Raw genomic sequence first — 23973 nt, 5'->3', positions numbered from 1 at the left:
AATACCACTTTCGAACAGCCAGTTCCGCTTTCACGGACACTGGCTGTTTTTTTATGCCCAGTCGCAGGCGTCAAGAAAGGAGGGGGCTCGGAGTACCTAGCCGTCGGATATTTAGCTGTATCATCGGGACTCTCTTTTGCTACGATAGAGCTAACTAATCATTTGTGTAGGGGGCAGGGGAGCAGGTATGGAAATGACCAATCTACTCAAAGCCACATCGCGCACGGAGCTCAGAGCTTGGCTGGAGGCCAATAGTCGGGCAGAAGCCTGTTGCTGGGTCGTCGTCAGCATGAAGCCGGAGCCAGACAAAGTGTTGTACCTGGACGCGGTTGAGGAAGCGTTGTGCTTCGGCTGGATCGACAGCACCAAGAAGAAAATCTCGCCCACGGAAGTCGTACAGCGGCTGTCACCCCGGAGCAGGAGAAGCTCATGGACCGAGCTGAACAAAGAACGGGTGCGCCGTCTGGAAAGGCTGGGGCTGATGACGGACGATGGCCGCAAGGTGCTGCCCGAGATGGACCCACGAGCATTCAAGATCGATCCCATGATTGAGCAGCGGTTACAAGAGGATGAACAGGTGTATGCGAATTTCGTGGCTTTTCCGATCCTGTACCAAACCGTGCGAATCGATACAATCCAGAGCGTCAAGGAAGATCCCGAATTGTTCAAGAAGCGGCTGGACAAGCTGATCGAGAACACGAGGCACAACAAGATGTACGGCCAGTGGCATGATGACGGAAGGCTTCTTGAGGAGTGAAGGACAAAAGTCAGGCTGCCCTCAAAACACATCCTGGCGGTCAAGAAGAGGGCGCTCTAAGCACCAGAATGATGCTTGGAATGCGGCAAAAAAGAACGCCCAGTTTATACTGCCAAGGCAGTATAAACTGGGCTTTTCACCTTGAATTATAAGAGATTATATGTTTCACTCCTATATCAGCTTATCATTCTCCGGAATGAAACTTGCTGCGCCGTGTGCTTACGAAGCCAGTTTTGCTTTGCAAAACTCTTAGGCATAGCCGTTCTACTTTGATTGCGAGGTAAGGATCAGCTCCATAGCCGGTCGTTCGCGATCAGCTTATTCCACTGGTCCGTCGCTTCCCAGACGCCGGGGATGTCGGGATGCAGATGGGCTGCCAGCACCTCGTCGTTGAGGTCCTCGATGCCTAAGCCCGGCGCATCCGTCAACGTCATGAAGCCCTGCTGCACCAGTTTGCCCTCATAGCTTGGAGCGACGATGATGTCATCCCACCAATCGACCTCGCAGGAGTGATACTCCAGAGCCATGAAGTTCTCCGTCGCCGCTGCCACATGAGCGGCAGCCAGACAAGCGATCGGGCTTTCCGCCATGTGGATCGCCATGCCCACACCGTAGTCCTGGGCCATGTCGCCGATCTTCTTGGTCTCCAGGATGCCGCCGGAGGTAAGGACGTCCGGATGAATGATCGAGACGCCGCCTGCTTCCAGCAAGGGGCGGAAATTCTCCTTCAGATAGATGTCCTCGCCGGTACAGATTGGCGTACTCACCGCGCGGGCAAGCCGGGCATATTGTTCAGTGTACTGCCAAGGAATCATGTCTTCCATCCAGGCCAGATTGAACTTGTCGACGCGCCGTCCCAGCTTGATGCAGTCCTCGACGCCGATATGTCCAAAATGATCGATAGCGAGCGGCACCTGGTAACCGATCACTGCCCGTACATCGGCTACATACTGCTCCAAGATATCAAGGCCGTGTTCGGTGACGTGGATGCCGGTGAACGGATGGGGAATATTGTAGATATCATAATGACGGTTCGTAATCTCGCGGATTTGCTCGTCGGTCATGTCGTCAAAGTTCTGATTATAACGGTTGCGGGACTTCTCGCGCATCTCCTCCAGGAAGCCGATCGGGGCACTGAGCGTGCCTGGTTCATGGATGAGCTGGCCGATGCCGAGATCCATCTTGAGGAAGGTGAACCCCTGCTCCATACGGAGCTTGAGCGCCTCGCCCATCGCGGTGCCGGTGTTGCGGCCCGTAACCTCGGTATCGCAATACATCCGGACTTTGTCCCGGAACTTGCCGCCAAGCATCTGATAGATCGGAACGCCGTAAGCCTTGCCTGCGAGATCCCAGAGGGCGATCTCAAGGCCGCTTACCCCGCCGCCCTGACGGGCATGGCCGCCGAACTGCTTGATGCGGCGGAACAGCTTGTCGACCTGGCACGGATTCTCGCCGAGCAGGCGGCTTTTGAGCAATAGAGCATAGACCTTGTCTGCGCCGTCGCGGACCTCGCCGAAGCCGGTGATGCCTTGATTGGTATACACCTTGATCAGACTGCTGTGGAAAGGACCGCCGACGATATCGGTGAACCGGATGTCGGTGATCCGCAAGTCGGAAGGCCGGCTGGCTGTATTGACATGAGCCAGCGTTTCTTCATACGTCATCGTCTTCTCTGTCAAACGTATCTCTCCCTTGTATTTCGGATTTGGCAGCATACTTGCGTCAGAGCAGCATACTTGCGCCGTCTAAGCGGATGGCGGCTCCGGATAAGAAGGCGCTTGCATCGGAGGCGATGAAACAGACCAGGTGGCCGACATCCTCGGGCCGGCCGACACGGCCGAGCGGGAAGTGCAGTCTCTGATCGTCGCGTGCAAGTGCTTCTCCTGCGGCAGGTGCCAGTATAGGCGGCGGATGCTTGGATTTGCCGACATCGACGGCCCCTGGCTCGATGGCGTTGACGGTGATGCCATAGTGGCCCAGCTCGATCGCGCTCTCGCGAGTCAGCATGCGGATGCCGCCCTTGCTCATCGCGTAGACGGGATCAAAGTCGGTCGGACGTTTGGCATGGACAGACGAGAGATTGATCACACGTCCCGACTGCTGCTTCTTCAGGTAAGGCAGTACGGCCTGCGTACAAAGCCAGTATCCCTTGAGGTTGGTATGCATAATCTTGTCATAGCTTGCCTCGTCATGATGGAGCAGTTCGAGATTGAGCTGCAGGGCGGCGTTATTGACGAGAATGTTGATCGTGCCGAACCTGTCTGCCGTCTCTGAGACGAACCTCTGGACGTCCTCGCGACTGGCGATATTGCCTTGGACGATGATGGCCTGCCCGCCCAGCGCTTCGATGCGTCCGCGCGTCTCTTCAGCGCCGTCGCGGCTGTTGTTGTAGTGGATCGCGACGCTGGCGCCTCGCCGGGCCAGCTCGACCGCGATACCCTGGCCGATGCCGGTACCGGCCCCTGTCACCAGGGCGGCTTTACCGGTTAAATCCATATGTCACCTCCTAAAAGTTTTCCGAAGGAAAACTCGCTTCGGAAGCATAGGCTTAAGTTTTCCGAAGGAAAACTCGCTTCGGAAGCATAGGCTTAAGTTTTCCGAAGGAAAACTCGCTTCGGAAGCATAGGCTTAAGTTTTCCGAAGGAAAACTCGCTTCGGAAGCATAGGCTTAAGTTTTCCGAAGGAAAACTCGCTTCGGAAGCATAGGCTTAAGTTTTCCGAAGGAAAACTCGCTTCGGAAGCATAGGCTTAAGTTTTCCGAAGGAAAACTCGCACCTTATGGCGCGGGTTTCTTCTTGTGGTCCATGTAATGCAGCAGGAATCCGCCATCGAGTCGGATCGTAGCGCCGTGCAGTGCGCCGGCTTCGTCGCCGGACAGGAACAGCGCCAGCTCGGCAAGGTCGCGCGCCTTGGCTGTCTGCAGCGGGGCTTTGCGGCTGTAGTCATCATAGAGTGTCGAGATAGAGCTGGACAGCAGATCCTCTGCGCCGGCAACAGGAGCGAGCTCGACGGTATTGACCCGTACACCTCGTCGGCCGAGCGCAAGCGCCGCCTCAGCCGCCAGCATCTGGATTGCCCCCTGGGATGCGCTGTATACGAATGAAGCACCTGTCGGCTTCTCTGCATGAATCGAAGTCACATACAGGATCGTTCCGCTGCCCCGCTCCGCCATCCGTCCGCCGATTACTTGGGTGCAGAGGAAGGCGCTTTTGGCATTGGTATCCACCACCTCCAGGAACAGCTCTTCCGTACATTCCTCAATCGAGGTTGCTTCATATCGCTGCTGGTTGTGGACGAGCAGGCTGACCGGACCGAGCTCGGCTTCCAGGTGATCGAGGGACTCGGCCAGCGCTTTCCGGCTGCACAGGTCCAGTTGGAGCAGATGGATGCTTGCACCGGCCGCTCTTGCGGTTGTGAGCTCCTCGCCGATCGCGGCGCCGCCCGATGGACTGTTGAGCGCCAGACGTGCACCTTCCTGTGCGAGTCTTAAGCTTAGCGCCCGTCCGCTGGGCTGGTCGGCATCCGTAATGAAGATCACTTGATTGCGAAGGTTCATGCTTCACCTCTTTTCACTAGCTTCCTCTTTATTGTAGGCCTAACGCGCCGATGCAGCGATGCCGCAAATTTATGATTTGGTTTGAATTTTTTTGAGGGTTTAGCCGCGAGTTGGTAAGGGAGATACAGTTATAGCTTGACGATTGCCAAAAAAGCCCCCTTGGAAAAATAAGCACGGTCATTCTTTCTGAAATGTATGGTAAGATGTCGGATAGTCTTTTTTATTGGAAGGAGAGGGGAGCGTCGATGAAGGCGAGGCTATCCAGCCGGTTCTATAAATATTTTGTTTCTTATTTGCTGCTGATGCTCATCATCTTGCTTGCCACAGGGACTCTAGCTTACGAACGATTGTCCGGCTTATTGCAGAGCAATGTTGACTCGGTAAGCGCAGCCATATTGGCAGAGGTAAAGCTCAAATCGGAGGTCAGTCTGCAAGAGATGGAGCGCATCGCCCTGCAGATTCCAACGAATCCGCAACTCAGTCCGTTTGCAATGGCAAACGGAGGTTATGACAGCTATCGGGCCTTGCAACAAATGAGGATGTATACAACCGGATCCTCGTTTATTTATGATGTCGCTGTTGCATACGGCAACAGCTCAGACATTCAGACACTGAGCTCTGACGGCACATTCGAGTTGTCCGATTTTTTGCAAATGTATGGATACGACGGATCATATGCGAAGCGAATTGAAGCGCAAGTGCGGGATGAAAAGAAACCGCAGATTTTATCCCGTCGGACGACTGATCAGCGTCTGGTCAGTCCTTTTTTACTGTATACGTATCCTTTTCCGGGATCTCGGAGCGAGGAGTTGCGATTTGCGGCATTTGTCATTCGAGAGCAGCATTTTACATCGATGATTCATCGAGTAATGCGAGGTTATGATGGCTATTTTTACATGCTGGATGAAGAGGACGAGCTGATTGCGTCCACATCTTTCGGCCAGATTCGTGGAGAACATGCACAATGGCTGGGGTGGGTTGCGGATGGATACGAAGAGAGCGATCGGCAAATTGGGGATGAGGATGCGTTGTCCCGGTTCCGCTTCACGTCAGATGCAAACGGCTGGACCTATGTATTGATGATGCCAAGAGGACAGTTTCTGGCAGAGACCCGGTCGATTTTGCAGTTCTATGTGTTATCTGTGCTGGGTATTTTCGCTGCAGGCCTGTTCTTGTCGTATCTGTTTGCCAAGCAACATTATCGGCCATGGCGTCTGCTGGCCAGCAAGGTAAATAAAGATCACATTCATGGAAACAAGTCCGTCGAGACGTTCACTCAGTATCCAGCAAGTCCTGTTCAAGGGGAGATCGCTAGGCAAGGAAAGAGAACGAACGATGAATATTCGATCGTGGCCAGAGCATTCCATGAGCTCACGAGTCAGAACAACTCATTGTATTCTCAAATGCAAAAAGGCAGTCGTCTGTTAAAGGAGCAGTATGTGCTTGCCATGCTGCGGGGAGAGGAGGGCAAGCGGGAGGAGACGGCCCAGATGCTCGACAACCCGCAATTCTTGATACAGTATCCTTGTTATGTTGTTATGCTCCTGCAGATTGACAATGCTTCCGAGCTGACGCATATCAATAAACCGTCGCAAAAGGACGCACAGCTGTTCGCCCTTATGAACATCGCAGAAGAGCTGGCTGAAGAGATGGGCGACCGTTATGCCTTGCGGTATCCTGAATCCGCCTCGGTCGCACTGGTGCTTAATTTCCGGCAGACCGATGATGAGCAGAGCGATCTTGAGTTATTGGCAGGTCGGATCCGTGACGTGTACATCCAGTATTTTCGCTATTCGGTCACCGCTGGGATCGGTTCTGTCACGGGTAACAGAGCACAGCTCGGTGTCTCGTTGCGAGAGGCAGAGGCTGCAGTCCAGTACCGCTACTACATGGGAGGCGGTCAGGTCATATCCCAGGCTGTCATGAAGTCACTGACCGATCACGTCTATGCTCACCCACAATCCAGTGAAAACAGGTTGCAGATGGCGATCCGTGAAGGGCGCGCCACTGAGGCGGCTCAGGCGATCGGGGAAATCGCACTGGCGATGAGAGAGCATACGCTGGTGCCGAGTGCTTCCAGGGAAGAATGGAGGCGAATCGGGCTGGATATTGCAAGGAGTCTGGGGGAAGCGGACGACGACTGGCTCAGGCGGGAGAAGAACGCGCTGCGCCACTTCTGGAAAGAAAGGAATGAGCAGCTACAGGATATCGAGCGAGAGTTAAGCAATATATGCGCCAGTCTTTGTGAACATGTCGAGAATAGTAAGGAAAACAAGCATGTAGCGCTGCTGGAGCAGCTGATGCAATGGGCTCATCAGCATTATACGGACAACGGTGTGTCATTGGACGTAATCGCGGGAGAAACCGGCTTATCCCCTTCCTATGTCACTCGTTTTTTCAAGCAACATACGGGGTTTTCGCTGATGCAGTACATCGACAAGCTGCGTATGGACAAGGCGAAGGAACTGCTCCGTACGACTGATTTAAAAGTAGGCGAGATCATTGAACATTCGGGATATGTGGACGAGGCTAATTTTCGTCGCAAGTTCAGAAAACAGGAAGGCGTATCGCCGATCAACTACCGCAGCATAAGCAGGATGGAGTGAGAGGCTGGAAAGGGTGGACAAGAAGACGAAGCAAACGACGCATGGTGGATAGAAATAAGCACTATGCCGCCGAATCAAAATGTGCATGCTGGTTCAGGACTGCTTGTTTACAGCGTTTTCAAAATGCGGGTAGGCTTATGGAGCGGTTGCTGTGGCGAACCGATAACAAGCCATTGGAAGGGCGACAGAGAAAGGAGGGACCTTACACTTGAAAAAAGTCAGCCAAAACTTCCAACTCTACCTCATGCTCATACCTGTACTGTTATTCTTCGGCATCTTTCATTATTGGCCGATGTACGGGGTGCAGATCGCCTTTAAGCGGTTCTCGCCGATGCGGGGCATACTGGGAAGCGAATGGGTCGGTTTCGAGCATTTCGAGCGGTTTTTTCAATCGTTTTACTTTATGAGGCTGTTGTTGAATACCATCGGCATCAGCTTGTACGAGCTTGCGGTCGCGTTTCCGATACCGATCCTGCTGGCGCTTATGATTCACGAAGTCAGCAGCAAAAAATTCAAACGAACCGTGCAAACCGTTACGTATGCGCCGCACTTTTTGTCTGTCGTTGTACTGGTAGGCATGATGACGACATTTTTGGCGCCGACCACGGGAATTGTAAACCATCTGCTTGATTGGATGGGGCTAAACCGTATTTCGTTTATGACAGAGCCCGCTTGGTTCAAAACGTTGTTCGTCAGCTCACATGTCTGGCAGAATGCAGGATGGAGCTCTATCATCTACATCGCAGCCTTGTCCGGTATCGATCCGCAAATGCATGAAGCTGCTGCGATCGACGGAGCAACTCGCATACAAAGGATTTGGCATATAAATCTGCCTGGGATCTCATCTACCATCGTCATACTCCTTATTCTAAATATAGGGACAATCATGAATGTGGGATTCGAGAAAATCTTTTTGATGCAAAATGACTTGAATATTTCTGCCTCTGACGTATTTGCCACATACGTCTATCGCAGCGGCATTCTCGGTGCGCAATACAGCTTCGCTGCAGCTGTCGGTCTGTTCAATTCCATCGTAAATCTTATCTTGCTGGTCGTCGTGAATCTAACAGCACGCCGGCTGAGCGGCAACAGCTTGTGGTAAGCGAGAAGGAAAGGAGGGATGAAGGTGATTCGCAAAGGGCTTAACGATCGATTGTTCGACGTGCTCAATATTACCATACTCAGTTTAATTCTGCTGGCCGTGCTTTACCCGCTGGTATTTGTGATTAGCGCTTCCGTCAGCAATCCGTTTTTGGTCATTCGCGGCGAAGTGCTGCTTGTGCCTAAAGAGATTACGTTTCAAGCCTATCTCCGCGTATTTCGAGACAGTGCGGTGCTGAACGGGTTTATGAATACGCTGTTATACGCGACGACCGGAACGCTGATTAATCTGGTGCTTACTACGTTCGGTGCGTATCCGCTCTCCCGTCCGCTTCCGGGTCGCAAGATCATCATGTTGGTTATTTTGATGACCATGTTCTTCAACGGCGGGTTGATTCCGACTTATATGGTCATCAAGTCGATCGGTATTATCAATACGTACTGGGCAATGGTGCTGCCGGGAGCGGTCACCGTGTTTAATCTGATTGTCATGCGGACGTTCTTCGAGAACATTCCTCAGGAGCTTCACGAAGCTGCGTTGATCGACGGCAGCTCGCAGATGCGAACGCTGGTATCGGTTGTGCTGCCGTTATCTTTGCCGATCATGGCGGTCATGACCTTGTTCTACGGCGTGGCTCACTGGAATTCGTTCTTCAACGGATTGATCTATCTCTCGGATCAGAGCAAGTACCCGCTGCAGCTCATCCTGCGGGATATCCTCATCAATAGTCAGATGCAGGACATGATGAATCTTGCGGACGAATCGGCCGTGCAGCAGCAGTTAATGGGCGAAAGCATCAAGTACGCGCTCATCGTTGTAACCAGCTTGCCTGTGCTCCTGCTGTATCCGCTGCTGCAGAGATATTTTGTACAGGGAGTCATGATTGGCGCTATTAAGGGATAGCGGTATGCGAGGCATATTAACATTGAATATATAGGGGGCAAAACCATGAAAAACATTCGTTCTATCCTCTCCAGCGTGACTGCTGCAGCGTTGGTCATGTCACTGGCGGCATGTGCTTCCGATACGTCCAGTCCGAATCAATCGGGTGAGGCGGAGGACACTGGCATCTCGCTGCGGATGCTTACATCCGTAGCGCCGGTCTATGCGGATTTTGACAATATGATGGTATGGCGCGAGTATGAGGGGATTTCCGGTATTCACATCAATTGGGAGCAGGTGCCGGACACCAGTTTTGTGGAGAAGCGCAATATCCTGCTGGCCAGCGGCGATGTGCCGGACGCCATCTATCGCGCACAGCTGCAAAATTCGGATCTGATGAAATACGGTGCGGAAGGTATATTCCTCCCGCTCAATGATCTGATCGCTGAGCATGCCCCGAATCTTAAGCGGCTTTTCGAGGCGTATCCGGAGGTGGAGAGAGGAATTACACAGCCGGACGGCAATATTTACTCCTTGCCGTTTATCAACGATTTTGAATCGGCGAATTATGGCTTCAAGCTGTTCCTGAACCAGAAGTGGATGGATAAGATCGGCGCTTCCGAGCCGACAACGACGGAGGAGTTCTATGATCTGTTGAAAGCGTTCCGCGAGCAGGATGCGAACGGCAATGGCGAGTTGGATGAGGTGCCGCTGACCGGGGCCCATATCGACATGATTATGCATGCCCTTCGCGGTTTCTGGGGGCTGGGCAATCGCGGCAGCGGTCATCCTTATGTCGATATGGATGAAGACCAGGGATCGCTGAGATTTATTCCTGCAGAGGATAGTTATAGAGAGTTGCTGGAATTTATGGCACAGCTTTATCGTGAGAAGCTGCTTGATGAAGAAATCTTTACGATGAATAATGCAAAAATGACTGCCAAGGGTGAGGCGGATGCGGTCGGCAGCTTTGTATTTGTCAATCCCGTGCCGATCGGCCAGACGACAAAGGATGATTTTGTCGGCATGGGTGCGCTTGTGGGCCCGCACGGCGACCAACTCATCTCAGGTGTCAATCCTACCTTGCGCAGCTCCGGGGCGTTTGTCATCACCAGCGTCAACCCCCACCCCGAGGAGACGATGCGCTGGGCGGATTACTGGTACTCGGAGGAAGGCATGAAGCTTTTCTTCATGGGTAAAGAAGGTGAAACATTTCGGGCGCTTGGCGATGACCAGTATGAGTATGTTGAGGAGATCACCAACAATCCGAACGGACTGACACTCGACGAAGCGGTAGGCCAGTACCTGGCGTGGCCTGGCTCGGGGCAGCCGACGCTGCAGACGGAGAAATTTTCCAAAGGCGGCGCCAGCTACCCCTCTGCGCTGGAGAGCACGGAGAAAGTGAGCGACTATTTCCCGATGGAGGTCTGGCCGGCCTTTACGCACACGGATGAGGAATCGGCCGTGCTCGCTTCGATCGGCAACGACTTGACGACCTACATTAGCGAGATGATGGTCCGGTTCATTACAGGGGCCTCTTCCTTCTCAGAGTGGGACAGTTACCTGGATACATTGGATCGGATGGGACTTGAACGTTATATGGATGTGTATCAGCAAGCTTATGATCGCTATATCAGCTAACGCTGTGCTGCAAGAAGGAGTAGGTGGAACATGAAAGCAAACAGACCAAACGTCATTGTATTCATGACAGACGATCAAGGCTACGGGGATCTGTCTTGCATGGGATCCGATGATGTGAGAACGCCTCATATTGATCGACTGGCTGCTGGCGGCGCGCGATTTACGGACTGGTACGCGGCCAGTGCAGTCTGCTCCCCGTCAAGGGCGTCGCTATTGACCGGGAGGTATCCTGCCAACGCCGGCGTGCGTTCGATTCTTGGCGGTCGTAGGCAGACTAGCGGGTTGCGAACGACGGTTCCCACCTTGTCCTCAGAGTTGAAATCGCAGGGGTATTCGACTGCGCTGTTCGGCAAATGGCATCTTGGCGTACGGGAGGATAGCCGTCCGGAGCGGCATGGATTTGATGAGACCTTCGGCTTCATGGCCGGCTGCATCGATTATTATTCCCATATTTATTACTGGGGCGCTCCACATAATCCGCTGCATGATCTGTGGCATAACGGCGAAGAGGTTCATGAGGACGGCGCGTACTTCACCGATCTCGTTACACAACGCGCAGTGGCGCACATCCGGGAAGCGGCGAATGAGGAACAACCCTTTTTCCTTTACATGGCCTACAATGCACCTCACTATCCCATGCATGCGCCGCGCAAATATACGGATCGATTTGCTCATCTGCCGTGGGATCGCCGAATCATGGCTGCTATGCTCAGCGCTGTTGATGATGGCGTTGGCGAGATCGTGGCAGAGCTGGAGCGGCAAGGCGTGCGCAACAACACCTGTATTTTTTACCAAAGCGACAACGGCCCTTCCCGGGAATCCCGCAATTGGCTTGACGGAACTGAGGATCCTTATTACGGAGGGTCATCGGGGAGCCTTAAGGGACACAAGTTCAGTCTGTATGAAGGCGGAATCCGGGTACCGGGGATCTGGAACTGGCCAGATCGGATACCGGCGGGGCAGATAATTGCCGAACCATGCTGCGCAGTCGATGTCCTGCCGACGATTCTAAAGGCAGCAGGAGGCAGCTTGGCGGAGCTTGAACTTGATGGCAGGGATCTTATCCCCTTGCTGTCACGCAGCGAGCAGCTGCCCGAGCGGGACCTGTATTGGGAACTCGGTGAACAGACGGCTATCCGGCGGGGTAATTGGAAGCTGGTGTTGAATGGACAACTGGAAGAAGGCGCGCCAGCCAGCGATGCCGTACATCTTTCGAATGTCGCGGATGATCCGGGGGAGCGAATTAATATTCGTGAGACGTATCCGGCGCTTGCGAAAGAGCTTGCGGAAGCAGCGATGCGCTGGCGGGAGTCCGTGGAAAGGCGATGGGAACGCGAGTGGTCGCAAGTGTTAGACGTCCATTGAAATCCATACTCACTTAGAAAACAAGGAGCATCTGCGCTCCTTGTCTTTTTTTGCAGGATTGGCTTTAGGGTTTCCTTCTGTTTCCCGTCCCCGCCGCATAAGCTGATACTAGCGGGACAGGAATGCCAAGCATGCGCTGCAGCGGGGAGGGATGCGGATGGCGAGATGGGGCAGACGGCGGTGGCAGATCGGATGGAGCGGGTTCGGCGGGATGCGGACACGGCCGAAGCCGGCGAAGTTCAGGCAAGCCGGGACGAGGAAGCCGCGCGGCAAGAGGCGCAAGCTGTGGTGGATCGTGCTTCTCATCACGGCTTTGCTGGGCTTCCAATTTTTCATCTTCATGGAGCGCAACCTGCGGCCGCCGCTCATGAATATCGCCCAGCTGCGGATCAAGCAGGTGGCGACCCAGGCGATCAACAAGGCGATCAGCGAGCAGGTGGCCGGCCGGTCGGATATCGAAGGGCTGATCGACTGGAAGATGACGGAGAACGGCAAGGTTTCCGGCTTCATGATCAACTATTCCGAACATATGCGCATCACCTCGGAGACGATCAATACCGTACAATCAACCCTGCAAGAGGTCAAAAATATGCCGGAACGCATCCCCGTCGGCAGGGCGCTCGGCAGCGCCATCCTGTCCTCCTTCGGGCCGCGGGTGCCGGTCCGGTTCGAGCCGATCGGCGCCGTCAAGGTCGATCTCCACACCCGTCAGGAAAATGTAGGCATCAACAACATTCTTGTGGAAGTCTACATCCGGATCGCGACGGAGGTGGCGATTATCATCCCGTTCGATACGAAGCCGGAGATCGTGCAGACGGAGATCCCGATCTCGTACCTGCTCGTCGTCGGCGATGTGCCGATGTACTATTACGACAATAAAGGCAACCCTGTGGGCAACAGCGCCGCAGGCGCGCCCAATATTGCGATTCCGATGGGGCGGCTGGAGGAACGCCGCAGCGGTCTGATCGAAGGAGGGGCGCTGTCTCCTTCTCCAGACGTGACATATGGAACAGGGGAGCGGCCTTAGCCGCTCCCCTTCTTTTTCTTGCGGTCGCTCTGCTCCCAGGCCCGCAGGGACGGGTAAGGATCGAATGCCCACTCCACAAGCCCACGGTCCCGATACAGGCCGTAATGCAGGTGCGGCGGGAATTTCCCTTGCGTGCCCGGCTTGCCGTAGCCCGAGCTGCCGACCCAGCCGAGCACCTGGCCTGGCTTCACGACATCGCCGACGCCGACAGTTTTGTCGTAGCCGGAGAGATGCGCGTAATAATGGTAGACGTTGTCGAGGTCGCGGATGCCGATGCGCCAGCCGCCGTAGGGGTTCCATCCCTTGATCTCGATAATGCCATAACAGGTGCTGCGGACCGGCAGGCCGTAATCGGCAAAGATGTCGGTGCCTTCATGGATCCGGTAGCCGCCCCAGGAGCGTCCTGTACCCCAGGTGCTGCGGTAAGAGTAGCGTGTCCCTACCGGGACGGGGAAGGCGTGCTCGAACAAGTCCAAATGGCCAAAGGTGGCATAGATCTTGGCAAATTGGGTTATACGCTGAACCGCCCGCGTATTCTGATAGTACTCCCATAGGCCGATGCCAAAGTCTTCCTGGCTGGTCCCCGACTTGAGGACGTGGTGCGCGATCGTGTAGAGCAGGTCGGTATCGTTGCTGCGGTCGGCCTTGCCGTCCCCGTTGCCGTCGCGCCCTATGCCGCCGAACAAGGCAATACCGGCAGGGCTTGTATCGCTGCTGTCCGGGTTGAGCGTGCCGCCCCATGCCTCCGGAGAGATATAGATGCCGAGCAATTCGCCGCTGGCTTGCCGCCTCTTCGGCAAGGCTTTGTTCAAGGAGCGTTCATATTGATCGATAGCCGCAAAATAATACCATGGAATCGTCGTCACCGTGCTCATCCGCTCGAACAGCTCCCGACGCTGGCCGAGCTGCTGCGAGCGATCCGATGATGCTTTTGGATCCGACGCCGTCCACTCACTTGGGACGGGAGAGCTTTCAGTCTGGGTCAGCACCGCTTCCCGTGCACTTCCGATATCCGGTAACGGGAACGTCGATAACATCCCAGTCAACAGCGTCACAGCGAGCGCGCGTGTCAATGTTCTCCCTTGCCGCACGGACAAGCACCTCCTGTTAAAGTCTATCTCCTCTAACCCCGGATATGACCGGGACTTTCCTGTAGGTTATCATTTGCATATCATTGGATTTTATCCGATTCATGTTATAATGGATGAGATGTGACCATAATCCAGTTCAAAAAGGTGTGTAACGGTCTTTTTGAACAATCTCTATAAGCGGGCGCGCGGCGTCTGTTGAATACAAATAAGGCAGGTAATGCTCCTATGGCTACTAAACCACGTGAAAAGTTGCCCAAGCCGGAATGGCTGCGTATCAAGCTGACGACCGATGGCAATTATAAGGAAATCAAAGACATGATGCGCTCCAAAACCTTGCATACGGTCTGCGAGGAAGCGCGCTGCCCGAACATCTATGAATGCTGGGCCAACCGGACGGCTACATTTATGATTCTGGGTGATATCTGTACCCGGGCATGCCGCTTTTGTGCGGTCAACACGGGCATGCCGACCGAGCTCGATCTTGCCGAGCCGGAGCGTGTCGCGGATGCCGCAGTGCAGATGGGTCTGCAGCATTGCGTCGTCACCTCGGTCGCAAGAGATGATCTGGCGGATGGCGGAGCGATGATCTTCGCCGAGACGATCAAGGCGATCCGCCGCAAGCTGCCGCTGTGCAGTGTGGAAGTGCTGATCCCTGATTTTATGGGCAACTGGGATGCGCTCAAAGTCGTCATGGACGCTAAGCCGGATATCCTCAACCATAATATCGAGACGGTCGAGCGGCTCTCCGACAGAGTGCGCGCCAAGGCCAAGTATGCCCGTTCGCTGGAGCTGATCCGCCGGGCCAAGGAGCTGCAGCCGAACATCCCGACCAAGTCCAGCATCATGCTCGGCGTAGGCGAGCGGTGGGACGAGATCCTCCAGGCGATGGACGATCTGAGAGCGGTGGACTGCAACATTCTTACGCTGGGCCAGTATCTGCAGCCGTCGCCCAAGCATATGTCGATTGAGCGTTATGTGCATCCGGACGAGTTTGCCAAGCTGAAGGAAGAGGGAATGGCCCGCGGCTTCAGCCATGTGGAGTCCGGACCGATGGTACGCAGCTCCTACCATGCGCATGAGCAGGTGAAGTCGGCCGAGCAGGCTCAGACCACAGCCAGATAATATCGGCTGCTTCGCCTTCAGGGGCTGTAGCATCGGCCCTGCCGGATAGGATGGACAAAGGAGTGTATTTGCGTTGATTCATATTGGTGGACGTACGTTCGAGCTGGTACACGAGCACAAGACGGCCTGGAATGCGGAAGCATTCCGCGACCGTTACAGCGATGTGTTGGAACGTTATGATTTTATTATCGGAGACTGGGGCTATGGACAGCTCCGGCTCAAAGGTTTTTTTCGGGACAGTCATCCCAAGGCAACCAAGGACTCGAGTTTTTCCTTCATGTCCGATTATATCAATGAATATTGCAACTTTGGCTGCGCCTATTTTGTACTGCAAAAATCGGCAACATCGAAAAAGTCGGATCCTTCCCAGGACTACGGTCCTGAGCCCGAGCATCACGAGACGGAGCCTGCCGGCGAACCGGCCGATGCAGGCTTGCCTATGACAGAGCAGGAACCTGTAGTTGCTGCGCAAGAGCCTGCACCGTTGCTTCCTCGCAATCAACGGCCCTACAAGTCGCGTAATCGCGGCTCCCGTTCGGGAGGCAAGCCGAGGAGCAGCGACGCTCGTCATCATGAGTCAAAAGGTGCTGACGTGAAGGCTGAGATGCGGGGAGGCGAATCCAAAGGTGCCGGCCGGGCTGGAGACGGCAGAGGTCAGCAGTCTGCGGCCGTCTCTGGCAAGGCCGGAGAAGGCAAGAAACGTGAAGGCACTCCTCCAGGCGCCAGAGCAGGCGGGGGCAAGCCGTCATAAAGCAAATCAAAAAACGGCCAGGGCAAGTAAGCCCCAGGCCGTTTTTTGTTGTTACCCGCTGCCCGCTACAAATGCTGGACATTGTACAGCCGAGCGTACGCGCCGCCGCGTTGCATCAGCTCCTCGTGTCTGCCTTGCTCCACGATGGCCCCGTGCTCCATGACGATGATCTGATCGGCATGGGTGACCGTCGAGAGCCGGTGTGCAACGATGATGGTCGTCCGCTCCTCAGCCAGTTCCTTCAACGCCGTCTGGATGAGCTGCTCGGACTCCAGATCCAGTGCAGATGTGGCTTCGTCAAGAATCAGGATGGCCGGATCCTTCAGGAAGACGCGGGCAATCGCGATCCGTTGCTTCTGGCCGCCCGAGAGCTTGACGCCGCGTTCGCCGATCTCGGTGTCGTACCCGTCCGGAAGCGACTCGATGAAGCCATCGGCATTGGCGCGGCGAGCGGCTTCGCGCATCGCTTCCTCGGTGGCATCCGGATTGCCGAGCAGGATGTTCTCGCGGACGCTGCCGCTGAAGAGGATGTTGTCCTGCAGCACCATGCCGATCTGGGACCGTACGCTCTGCAAGGTGAGCCCGCGGATCTCCTGCCCATCGATCCGGATCTCGCCCTCCTGCGCATCATAGAAGCGCGGCAGCAGACTGATCAGCGTCGATTTGCCGCCGCCGCTCATGCCTACCAAGGCTACCGTCTCGCCGGGCGCAATGTGAAGATTGACCTCGCGAAGCACCCATTCATTGTCCTCCCGGTAGCGGAAGGAGACACGGTCGAGCTCGACTTCTCCACGGACCCCTTTCAAGACTTTGGCATCCGGCGCATCGGTCACGTCAGCGGGCTCCGACAGCAGCTCCATGACCCGTTCCATCGAAGCCGATGCCTGGGTAAGCGTCGTGGACGCATTGACCAGCCGCCGCAGCGGGGTATATAGACGGTCCAGGTAGCCGTAGAAAGCTACAAACTCACCGAGCGTGAGATTGTTGGTGATGACCAGATAACCCCCGTATGCGAGCACGAGCAGCGGCGCCAGCTCGGTCAGCGTATTGATGATGCCGGTGGTCAGCGCATTCCACTTGGTCAGGGCGATGGCCCGGCTCAGGAAATGGCCATTCTTGCCGCCGAACTGCTCCTGCTCGTGCTGCTCCAGCGTGAAGCTTTTGACCACGGGAATGCCGTTGACATGCTCATTCAGATAGCCCTGCATATCGGCAAGCGCTGCGGAGCGGGAGCGTGAATAGTCCCGGAGCCTTTTGTACAGTTTTTTGACGGCGTAAGCATAGAAAGGCAGGATAATAATCGCTACCAGTGTTAGTGTAAGATTCATACCCGCCATAATGACAATGGCGATGGACAGCGTGAAGATGTCCAGCCAGATATTCATCAGGCCGGTTTCGACAATCGCTTTGGTCTGCTCGGCATCGTTGACCATCCGGGAGATGATCTCGCCGCTCTTGCGGCTTTGGTAGAAGCGCAGCGACAGCCGCTGCAGATGGGCATACAGTTTGTTGCGCAGATCATACAGAATCTTGCTGGTCGTCAGCTGCGCGTAATACTGCCGGTAGTACTCGATCGGATAACGGACGATGATAAAGACGACAAAAGCAAGCCCGCACACCGTCAGCAGTTCGCTGGTCTTCTCGGCGACGGGCTTCTCTGCCATCAGGATGTTGTCGATCACATGCTGCAGGAACAGCGGCAGCATGAGCGGGATCGCAAACTTGACCATGCCGATGGCAAGCGTAAGCGCGACAAGCCCTTGATATGGCTTGACGAACTTCAGGTACATGCGCAATTCCTTCATGGCTATCTTACATCGTAGCCCAGGAAAGCCTCGCGCACCCGGTTCCAGAACGGGAACGGACGATAGCGGGCAAACCGGATCCGCTGATCGGAGACGCTGCAACGGATGGCGTGGATGTCCTCCCTTTCGATATTGATGTGATCGATCGCCAGGAGCAGACGCTGTTCTTTCTTGGAGATGATATCGACATGATGATGCTCCGGCAGGACGATCGAAGAACCTAATGTCCGGTAGACGCGGTTGTTGATCGAGGCAATCTCGGCGATCTGCAGCGACGGGATGGACGGATGCAGGATAGCACCTCCTGCGCTCTTGTTGTAGGCCGTACTCCCGGTCGGGGTGGAGATGACGATGCCGTCGCCGCGGAACATCTCGAAGAGCTCGTCATTGACATTGATCTGGGCGACCAGTGTAGCGTTGACGCCTTTGAGCGTAAACTCGTTCAGGGCGAGATATTCGGTCTTGCCATCCGATGTATCGAGCTCGATCTTCGCCAGCGGGTATCTCACCAGGAACGGCTCGGCTGAAGCCATCCGGTCGACGAGGTCCTCCAGCTCATTGGCCTGCCAGTCAGCGTAGAAGCCGAGATGTCCGGTATGAACGCCAATGAACGAGACGTGGTTCAGCTTATGCAAAAAGGTATGAAATGCGTGAAGCAGCGTGCCGTCTCCACCGATCGAGATGACGATCTCAGGCTCGTCCTGATGATGTTCGAAGCCTTTGTCCGCCGCCAGTTGGTGAAGTTTATCCGCGAGTCCTTGCGAGAGGGAATCTCCGCGGTCCAATACAGCATATCTCAACAATAACGGCCCCTTCCTCGTCTTGATTCTACACTGAATGATAGCCGAAAACGGACCGAAACACAATGTCACACGGGGCCAAGCCATCCCCACAGCAGGTAGACGAGCAGCACAGCCAGGATGCTGTGCAGCAGGCGGGCGATAAGAAATGGACCGTATCTCATGCCTGTGCTGCCGATCAGACTGGCGATCTGCGCATGGACCGATAAGCCGCCCCACGACAAGATCCAGGCAGCGATAGCCAGTTGATGGATCAGACCGCCGCCGGCCAGACCCGCTTCACGGCTGCCCAGCGTCACCTCGAACAGCCCGCTGACGATGGCGTCGGCAAGGGCGGAAGGGAGCCCGAGCAGACGCATCAAAGCTTCGATGGCGTCGGCGAATCGGGGGAGGATACCAGCTTGCGTCAGCACCTCCATCATGACAGAGAAGAAGACGACGAGCCCGCCGACGACCAGCATAAGCCGCAGTGCCGACTGGATCGCATCGCGGAGCAGCGTGCCGAGCTCGCGCCCATCGGCCAGCCTGGCCTGGTGCATGGCCGTCAGGGAAGCCCGCAGCCGCCCGGTATCCGTCTGCTGCCCTTCGGGCGGCGGCGTCGTCGGCGCATGGCGGTCATGGAAGCGCATGGCCACTCCGACCAGCATGACCGATCCGTAATGGGCAGCCGCGAGCAGCGGGGCGACAGCGACATTATGGAAGAAGCCGACTGAGACGGCGCCGATCAGGAAGATCGGGTCGGAGGACGTCGTGAAGGCGACGAGCCGCTCGCCCTCCGAGCGATTCACCAGTCCTTGCTCCCGCAGCTGCGCCGTCAGGCGCGCGCCTACAGGGTAGCCCGCTACCAGTCCCATCGTCAGGACGAAGCCGCCGATCCCGGGGATGCGGAACACCGGTCGCATCAGGGGATCCAGCAGCGTCCCGAAGAAATGAACCACCCCAAAACCGAGCAGCACTTCGGAGAGCACGAAGAAAGTGAATAATGAAGGGAATAAGACCTCCCACCAGATCGAGATGCCCCGGATCGAGGCTGACAAAGCTGCTTCCGTGTATAATGTCATGAGCAGGGTGAGTATGCAGGCGATCATAGCGCTCAGAACAACGGGCGAACAAAGTCGGCGCAGCATAACAGCCCCCCTCGAGATACCGCCTTTATTAGGAGATATATGCGACGGGATGGACAAACATCCCTGAACAAATAACGATTATCCATATAAAAAAATAGAAAACGCTTGCAAAAATAGACTGATTTTTGGCGGGGGGTATGTTAGAATAATATTATTGAGCGTTCATAAAGTGGGGCTTTCAGCTTTATAAACCTCTATCACGGAACGGTTGGGGTGGTGCAGATGGCATTTGTCGCCGGAATTCTGGCTTGCCTGTTTGCCTTTGTAATCCGCCAGTCGATCCCGGGCTCGGGTGAAGAAGACTGGAACGGCTATTGAGCTGGATCGCAACCATAGGCCATATTTGACGCACAGTGTCAGCGATCGCTGAAGGAACTGTGTGTTTTTGGCGTAGGTCCGCTCAGGCATTGGTTTCCCCGCGAAAGGCAGCGCAGACAGCCAGTCCAGTCAACTTGATACGATCCATTATGGTATAATGGTCTCTAGTTGTGGAGGGGATAGCGGCCCTCCGGAATATTCAAGAAAATGGAGCTCTGACGTATAATGAACAATAAAATGACGATCTACGAAGCGGTTGGCGGCGATGCGGGCATTCGTACCATCGTGGAAGCATTCTACCCGAAGGTGCAGGCGCATCCGCTGCTGGGACCGCTGTTTCCGGAAGATATCACGCCCGTGATGGACAAGCAGACACTGTTTTTGACCCAGTTCTTCGGAGGACCGATGCTGTACTCCGAGCAGTACGGCCATCCGATGATGCGGGCGCGCCATATGCCGTTTCCGATAAACAGGGAGCGTGCGCTCGCTTGGCTGGATTGCATGAGACAGGCGCTGGAGGAAGTCGGGATGTCGACCGAACTGCGCGAGGCGGTACTGGATCGGCTGTCGGGTCCCGCCTTTCATTTCATCAATACCGAAGAGGAGGACGATTAGGTGCTCGAACCGCTGTATACGATCAAGACCCAGTGCATCTGCTGCGAGCGAACGTTCGAGACATCGCGCATCAGGCAGAGCTTCAAGAAAGCCATCCGCACTGACAGCGACTTCTGCGCTTACTACAAGGAAGGGCATAATCCCGATTATTATGTGGTTCGCGTCTGTCCGGACTGCGGCTTCGCCTCGACCGAGAATTCGCTGTCTGCATTGAACGAAGCGCAGCGCCGGCTCTACCGCGACAAGCTCGGCAGCAGCTGGGTATCCCGCGACTTTGGGGGCGAGCGCTCGTGGGAGCAGGCGCTCCAGAGCTACAAGCTCGCCTTGTTATGCGCGCAGACGGTCAAGGACAAGGAGCGGATCATCGCAGGCCTCCTGCACCATATTGCCTGGCTCTACCGGTACAAGGAGGATACCGAACAGGAGCTGCGCTTCCTGCAGTTCGCTCTCGATGCTTATGTCCGGGTATACGAGGTGGAAGGCGTCTCAGTCAACAACGCCCGTCTGATGTATCTGATCGGCGAGTTGTACCGGCGGCTGGATGATCCTTATGCGGCAGTCAAATGGTTCTCGCGCGTCATCCACGACAAAAAAATCGTCGATGCCGCGATGATCCGCGCTTCGCGGGAGCAATGGCAGCTGCTAAGAGAAGAGATGCTGGCCAAGAAGCTGGAGATGCCGGAGGAGATGCAGCAATCCTGAGCTGGCAAGCCGGGCAGCTGTCTGGCTTAATTGCTCAAGCGGCGGATGACGGTATCCGTCAGCAGATAATCGTTGTCGGCGTCCAGCAGTGTCACTTTGTTGCGACAGCAGGGGAAGACCAGCAGCCGCTTGCGGCCATCGCGGATCTCTTGCAGCTCGCGGGGCTTCATCGGCAGCAGCACATGCTCTTCCTGACAGAATGGGCACTCGGGAAGATAAAGATCGCCCATTGTCTGATCATAAGGCAGACAGCGTTCGAATGGAATCATGATTCGGGCTTGTCCTTTGGTCCCGGCTCGGCAGCTTCTTTGGCTGCTAGTTCTGCCATCTTTTGCAGCAGGATATGGCGCGGCATATGCATCAGATGCTCGATGGGCACGCCTAGCTGCTCGGAGAGCTTGACGGCAGTCTCGGCAGAAATCTGTAAAGGTCTGGACATGGTTATATACCTCCCGGAAATTCAAAATCAATCGACATAGTATGGCATAGTTTTAGTTATACACCTGTTGCGGCGGTTGCGCAAATCCGGCAGATGGCGGGAGCCGTCCCGGCGCGGCGCATCATCAGCCCGAATCATGAGGAGCGATAGTAATGGAGAAGGCATTGCCCACGAGATGGGATCTGGACGTATTTTTCGCCGGGGGGTCATCCTCCGAGAGCTTCAGTGCGGAGCTGGATACACTGACGCGCGAGATCGCGCGGCTGGCTGACGAGACGGCGGGGCGCACGGGCACGGCGACAGATGAACAATTGCTCATGTGGACAGCGGCCGTTCAATCGATTCTGGAGCGGCTCCGCGAAGCGGAGTCCTTCGTCTCCTGTCTGCTGGCCGAGCAGATGAAAGACTCCGGCGCGGCGCGCCTCAATCATCGGGTGCAGACGCTGGCAGCCGAATTCGGACGCGCACTGACCAGCTTTGACGATGCCCTGCGCCAGCTTCCCGATGCAGCATGGGAAGCGTGGGTAAGGCAGCCGCAGCTGGCGGATGCGGCTTTCTATCTGACGGAACGGCGCGAGCTCGCCCGGATGAAGCTGCCGCCCGCCCAGGAGGCGCTTGTCAGCAGCTTGGCGGTGGATGGTTATCATGGGTGGGGGGAGCTGTACAATACGATCGTCTCCGGGGCCCGTTTTGTCTCCCCTCCCGAGGCTGGCGAATCGAAGGAGCTGTCTGCGGGCCAGATGCACAATCTGCTCTCGCATCCCGATCGGGCGGTGCGGGCGGCGGCATTTGATGAGTGGGAGCGGGTCTGGGGCGAGCAGTCGGTGCTCTGCGCGGATGCGCTCAACCGGCTTGCCGGCTTCCGGCTGCAGCTCTACAAGCAGCGTGGATGGGCTTCGGTGCTCCAAGAGCCGCTGCAGATGAACCGGATGAGCGAAGCGGTCCTGTCCGCGATGTGGTCCGCCATCGACGAGAGCAAGTCCGAGTTGACGGCCTACCTGGAGCGCAAAGCCAGGCTGCTGGGCATGGAGCGGCTGGATTGGCACGATGTGGAGGCACCGATCGGCCAAGCGGACAAGACGATCGGCTATGAGGAAGCGGCGAGCTTCATCATCCAGCGCTTCCGGGCTTTCGATCCGCAGATGGCAGACTTCGCGGAGCTGGCTTTCCGGGACGGCTGGATCGAGGCGGAGGATCGCCCGGGCAAGCGGCCGGGCGGCTTCTGCACCTCCTTCCCGAAGACCGGGCAGACCCGGATCTTCATGACCTACTCGGGCACAGCGTCCAATGTGGCGACGCTGGCTCACGAGCTGGGGCATGCCTATCATCAGCACGTGATGAACGATCTGCCGCCGATGGCCCAGGAATACGCCATGAATGTGGCGGAGACGGCATCTACGTTTGCCGAGCTGATCGTTGCAGACTCCGCCATGCAGGAGGCAGCGGACCCGCAAGAGAAGCTGGTATTGCTCGAAGACAAGATTCAGCGTACGGTGGCATTCTACATGAACATCTACGCCCGCTTCCGGTTTGAAACGGCATTCTACGAGCGCAGAGCGGAGGGCACCTTGTCAGCGGATGAGTTGAATGCGTTGATGGAGGAAGCGCAGGAGGAAGCATTCGGCGGGGCAATCGGGCGGAAGCATCCGGCCTTCTGGGCGTCCAAGCTGCATTTCTATCTGACGGACGTGCCGTTCTACAACTTTCCTTATACGTTCGGCTACCTGTTCAGCACCGGCCTCTATGCCCGTGCGCTGGAGGAAGGTTCATCTTTTGCCGGACGTTATGTGGAACTGCTGCGCGACACCGGCCGGATGAATGTGGAGGAGCTGGCGCAAAAGCACCTCGGCGTCTCGTTGGAGCAGCCGGACTTTTGGCGCAGCGCGGTTGCTCTGACGGTGCGGGATATTCATACGTTTTTGGAGATGACGGAGTAAAGCGAGAGGCTTGCCGGGGAGGTTTCCCCGGCAGGCTTTTTTTGTATCTCCCTGCGGACCCAGTCGCGCCTATTTCCGCAAATTAACGATTTGGGGAGGGCGAACGGACAGACGATCCCTTATTCCTCGAAAAAGCGGTCCGAATCCGAGGTTTCGGCTCAAATAACATCTGTCCGCAAATGCGGCGTTTGGGGGTGGATCGTGGGAAATAGGCTCTGCTGTGTCCGTCTCGCAGCTCCGACGTGATGAGAATCACAGCTTGCTGGCACCGGGCGAGGTATAATAACGGTATCTACAAGGGTAAAGTTTGATTATATGCGGTCATAATCG

The 23973-nt window shown here is 55.8% G+C and carries 21 protein-coding genes; 12 read left to right on the top strand and 9 right to left on the bottom strand.

From position 1 onward, the window contains the following. The first annotated feature begins 187 nt into the window (after positions 1–187). Positions 188–757 (top strand): YdeI/OmpD-associated family protein, encoded by a 570-nt coding sequence (locus ABC336_RS06290; protein WP_413237859.1) that lies wholly within the window; start codon positions 188–190, stop codon positions 755–757. Between the two features lie 287 nt (positions 758–1044). Here ABC336_RS06290 and ABC336_RS06285 read toward each other — a convergent pair whose 3' ends face one another. The 3 genes from ABC336_RS06285 to ABC336_RS06275 all read right to left on the bottom strand — a co-directional run bounded on the left by ABC336_RS06285 (position 1045) and on the right by ABC336_RS06275 (position 4313). Continuing rightward, a complete protein-coding gene (locus ABC336_RS06285; protein ID WP_413242452.1) occupies positions 1045–2421 on the bottom strand; it encodes a mandelate racemase/muconate lactonizing enzyme family protein in 1377 nt (458 codons plus the stop codon). Between the two features lie 58 nt (positions 2422–2479). Beyond that, on the bottom strand, positions 2480–3253 hold the full coding sequence (locus ABC336_RS06280; protein WP_413237858.1) for an SDR family NAD(P)-dependent oxidoreductase: 774 nt from the start codon (positions 3251–3253) through the stop codon (positions 2480–2482). A 280-nt stretch (positions 3254–3533) separates the two neighbouring features. Next, positions 3534–4313 carry an SDR family NAD(P)-dependent oxidoreductase gene (locus ABC336_RS06275; RefSeq protein ID WP_413237857.1) on the bottom strand — a complete coding sequence of 260 codons (780 nt, stop codon included), beginning with the start codon at positions 4311–4313 and terminating at the stop codon, positions 3534–3536. Between the two features lie 245 nt (positions 4314–4558). Here ABC336_RS06275 and ABC336_RS06270 point away from each other — a divergent pair, with 245 nt between their 5' ends. From ABC336_RS06270 to yunB, 6 genes are all read left to right on the top strand, one after another. Next, positions 4559–6919, top strand: a complete 2361-nt coding sequence (locus ABC336_RS06270) for a helix-turn-helix domain-containing protein (RefSeq protein WP_413237856.1) — start codon at positions 4559–4561, stop codon at positions 6917–6919. Between the two features lie 244 nt (positions 6920–7163). After that, positions 7164–8021 carry an ABC transporter permease gene (locus ABC336_RS06265; RefSeq protein ID WP_413242451.1) on the top strand — a complete coding sequence of 286 codons (858 nt, stop codon included), beginning with the start codon at positions 7164–7166 and terminating at the stop codon, positions 8019–8021. A 27-nt stretch (positions 8022–8048) separates the two neighbouring features. After that, positions 8049–8924: a carbohydrate ABC transporter permease gene (locus ABC336_RS06260; protein WP_413242450.1), complete on the top strand. Its 876-nt coding sequence runs from the start codon at positions 8049–8051 to the stop codon at positions 8922–8924. A 45-nt stretch (positions 8925–8969) separates the two neighbouring features. Beyond that, entirely contained in the window at positions 8970–10544 is a 1575-nt protein-coding gene (locus ABC336_RS06255; protein ID WP_413237855.1) for an extracellular solute-binding protein, read from the top strand. 30 nt (positions 10545–10574) lie between these two features. Further along, the gene (locus ABC336_RS06250) at positions 10575–11909 is read left to right on the top strand and encodes a sulfatase-like hydrolase/transferase (protein ID WP_413237854.1); all 1335 of its coding nucleotides are present in this window, start codon (positions 10575–10577) and stop codon (positions 11907–11909) included. Positions 11910–12066: 157 nt separating this feature from the next. Next, complete coding sequence (yunB, locus tag ABC336_RS06245; RefSeq protein ID WP_413237853.1) at positions 12067–12936, top strand: sporulation protein YunB; 870 nt, start codon at positions 12067–12069, stop codon at positions 12934–12936. Here the strand turns inward: yunB and ABC336_RS06240 are convergent. Further along, positions 12933–14027 carry a M23 family metallopeptidase gene (locus tag ABC336_RS06240; protein ID WP_413237852.1) on the bottom strand — a complete coding sequence of 365 codons (1095 nt, stop codon included), beginning with the start codon at positions 14025–14027 and terminating at the stop codon, positions 12933–12935. The genes yunB and ABC336_RS06240 overlap by 4 nt on opposite strands. Before the next feature lie 225 nt (positions 14028–14252). Here ABC336_RS06240 and lipA point away from each other — a divergent pair, with 225 nt between their 5' ends. Beyond that, the gene (gene lipA / locus ABC336_RS06235) at positions 14253–15149 is read left to right on the top strand and encodes a lipoyl synthase (RefSeq protein WP_413237851.1); all 897 of its coding nucleotides are present in this window, start codon (positions 14253–14255) and stop codon (positions 15147–15149) included. Between the two features lie 73 nt (positions 15150–15222). Continuing rightward, positions 15223–15900, top strand: coding sequence for a YutD family protein (locus ABC336_RS06230; protein WP_413237850.1), 678 nt, complete (start codon positions 15223–15225; stop codon positions 15898–15900). 65 nt (positions 15901–15965) lie between these two features. Here ABC336_RS06230 and ABC336_RS06225 read toward each other — a convergent pair whose 3' ends face one another. The 3 genes from ABC336_RS06225 to ylbJ all read right to left on the bottom strand — a co-directional run bounded on the left by ABC336_RS06225 (position 15966) and on the right by ylbJ (position 19632). Continuing rightward, complete coding sequence (locus ABC336_RS06225; RefSeq protein WP_413237849.1) at positions 15966–17705, bottom strand: ABC transporter ATP-binding protein; 1740 nt, start codon at positions 17703–17705, stop codon at positions 15966–15968. A 2-nt stretch (positions 17706–17707) separates the two neighbouring features. After that, complete coding sequence (locus ABC336_RS06220; protein WP_413242449.1) at positions 17708–18505, bottom strand: NAD kinase; 798 nt, start codon at positions 18503–18505, stop codon at positions 17708–17710. 68 nt (positions 18506–18573) lie between these two features. Then, positions 18574–19632: a sporulation integral membrane protein YlbJ gene (gene ylbJ, locus ABC336_RS06215; protein WP_413237848.1), complete on the bottom strand. Its 1059-nt coding sequence runs from the start codon at positions 19630–19632 to the stop codon at positions 18574–18576. 543 nt (positions 19633–20175) lie between these two features. Here ylbJ and ABC336_RS06210 point away from each other — a divergent pair. Together ABC336_RS06210 and ABC336_RS06205 are read left to right on the top strand one after the other, a co-directional pair. Further along, entirely contained in the window at positions 20176–20565 is a 390-nt protein-coding gene (locus ABC336_RS06210) for a globin domain-containing protein (protein ID WP_413237847.1), read from the top strand. Beyond that, positions 20566–21267 (top strand): DUF2225 domain-containing protein, encoded by a 702-nt coding sequence (locus ABC336_RS06205; protein WP_413237846.1) that lies wholly within the window; start codon positions 20566–20568, stop codon positions 21265–21267. 26 nt (positions 21268–21293) lie between these two features. Here the strand turns inward: ABC336_RS06205 and ABC336_RS06200 are convergent, their stop codons facing one another. Together ABC336_RS06200 and ABC336_RS06195 are read right to left on the bottom strand one after the other, a co-directional pair. Then, the gene (locus tag ABC336_RS06200; RefSeq protein ID WP_413237845.1) at positions 21294–21536 is read right to left on the bottom strand and encodes a hypothetical protein; all 243 of its coding nucleotides are present in this window, start codon (positions 21534–21536) and stop codon (positions 21294–21296) included. Continuing rightward, positions 21533–21706 carry a YycC family protein gene (locus tag ABC336_RS06195; protein ID WP_413237844.1) on the bottom strand — a complete coding sequence of 58 codons (174 nt, stop codon included), beginning with the start codon at positions 21704–21706 and terminating at the stop codon, positions 21533–21535. The genes ABC336_RS06200 and ABC336_RS06195 overlap by 4 nt, the downstream gene beginning before the upstream one ends. Before the next feature lie 152 nt (positions 21707–21858). Between ABC336_RS06195 and ABC336_RS06190 the strand changes: the two genes are divergently transcribed. Then, on the top strand, positions 21859–23643 hold the full coding sequence (locus ABC336_RS06190) for a M3 family oligoendopeptidase (RefSeq protein ID WP_413237843.1): 1785 nt from the start codon (positions 21859–21861) through the stop codon (positions 23641–23643). Positions 23644–23973: the final 330 nt, after the last annotated feature.

This window comes from Paenibacillus jepli (assembly GCF_047238105.1).
In the GTDB taxonomy this organism is placed as follows: Bacteria; Bacillota; Bacilli; order Paenibacillales; family Paenibacillaceae; genus Paenibacillus_D.
The sequence above is the reverse complement of the archived record's forward strand: the minus strand, read 5'-3'. Positions and strand labels throughout refer to the sequence as shown.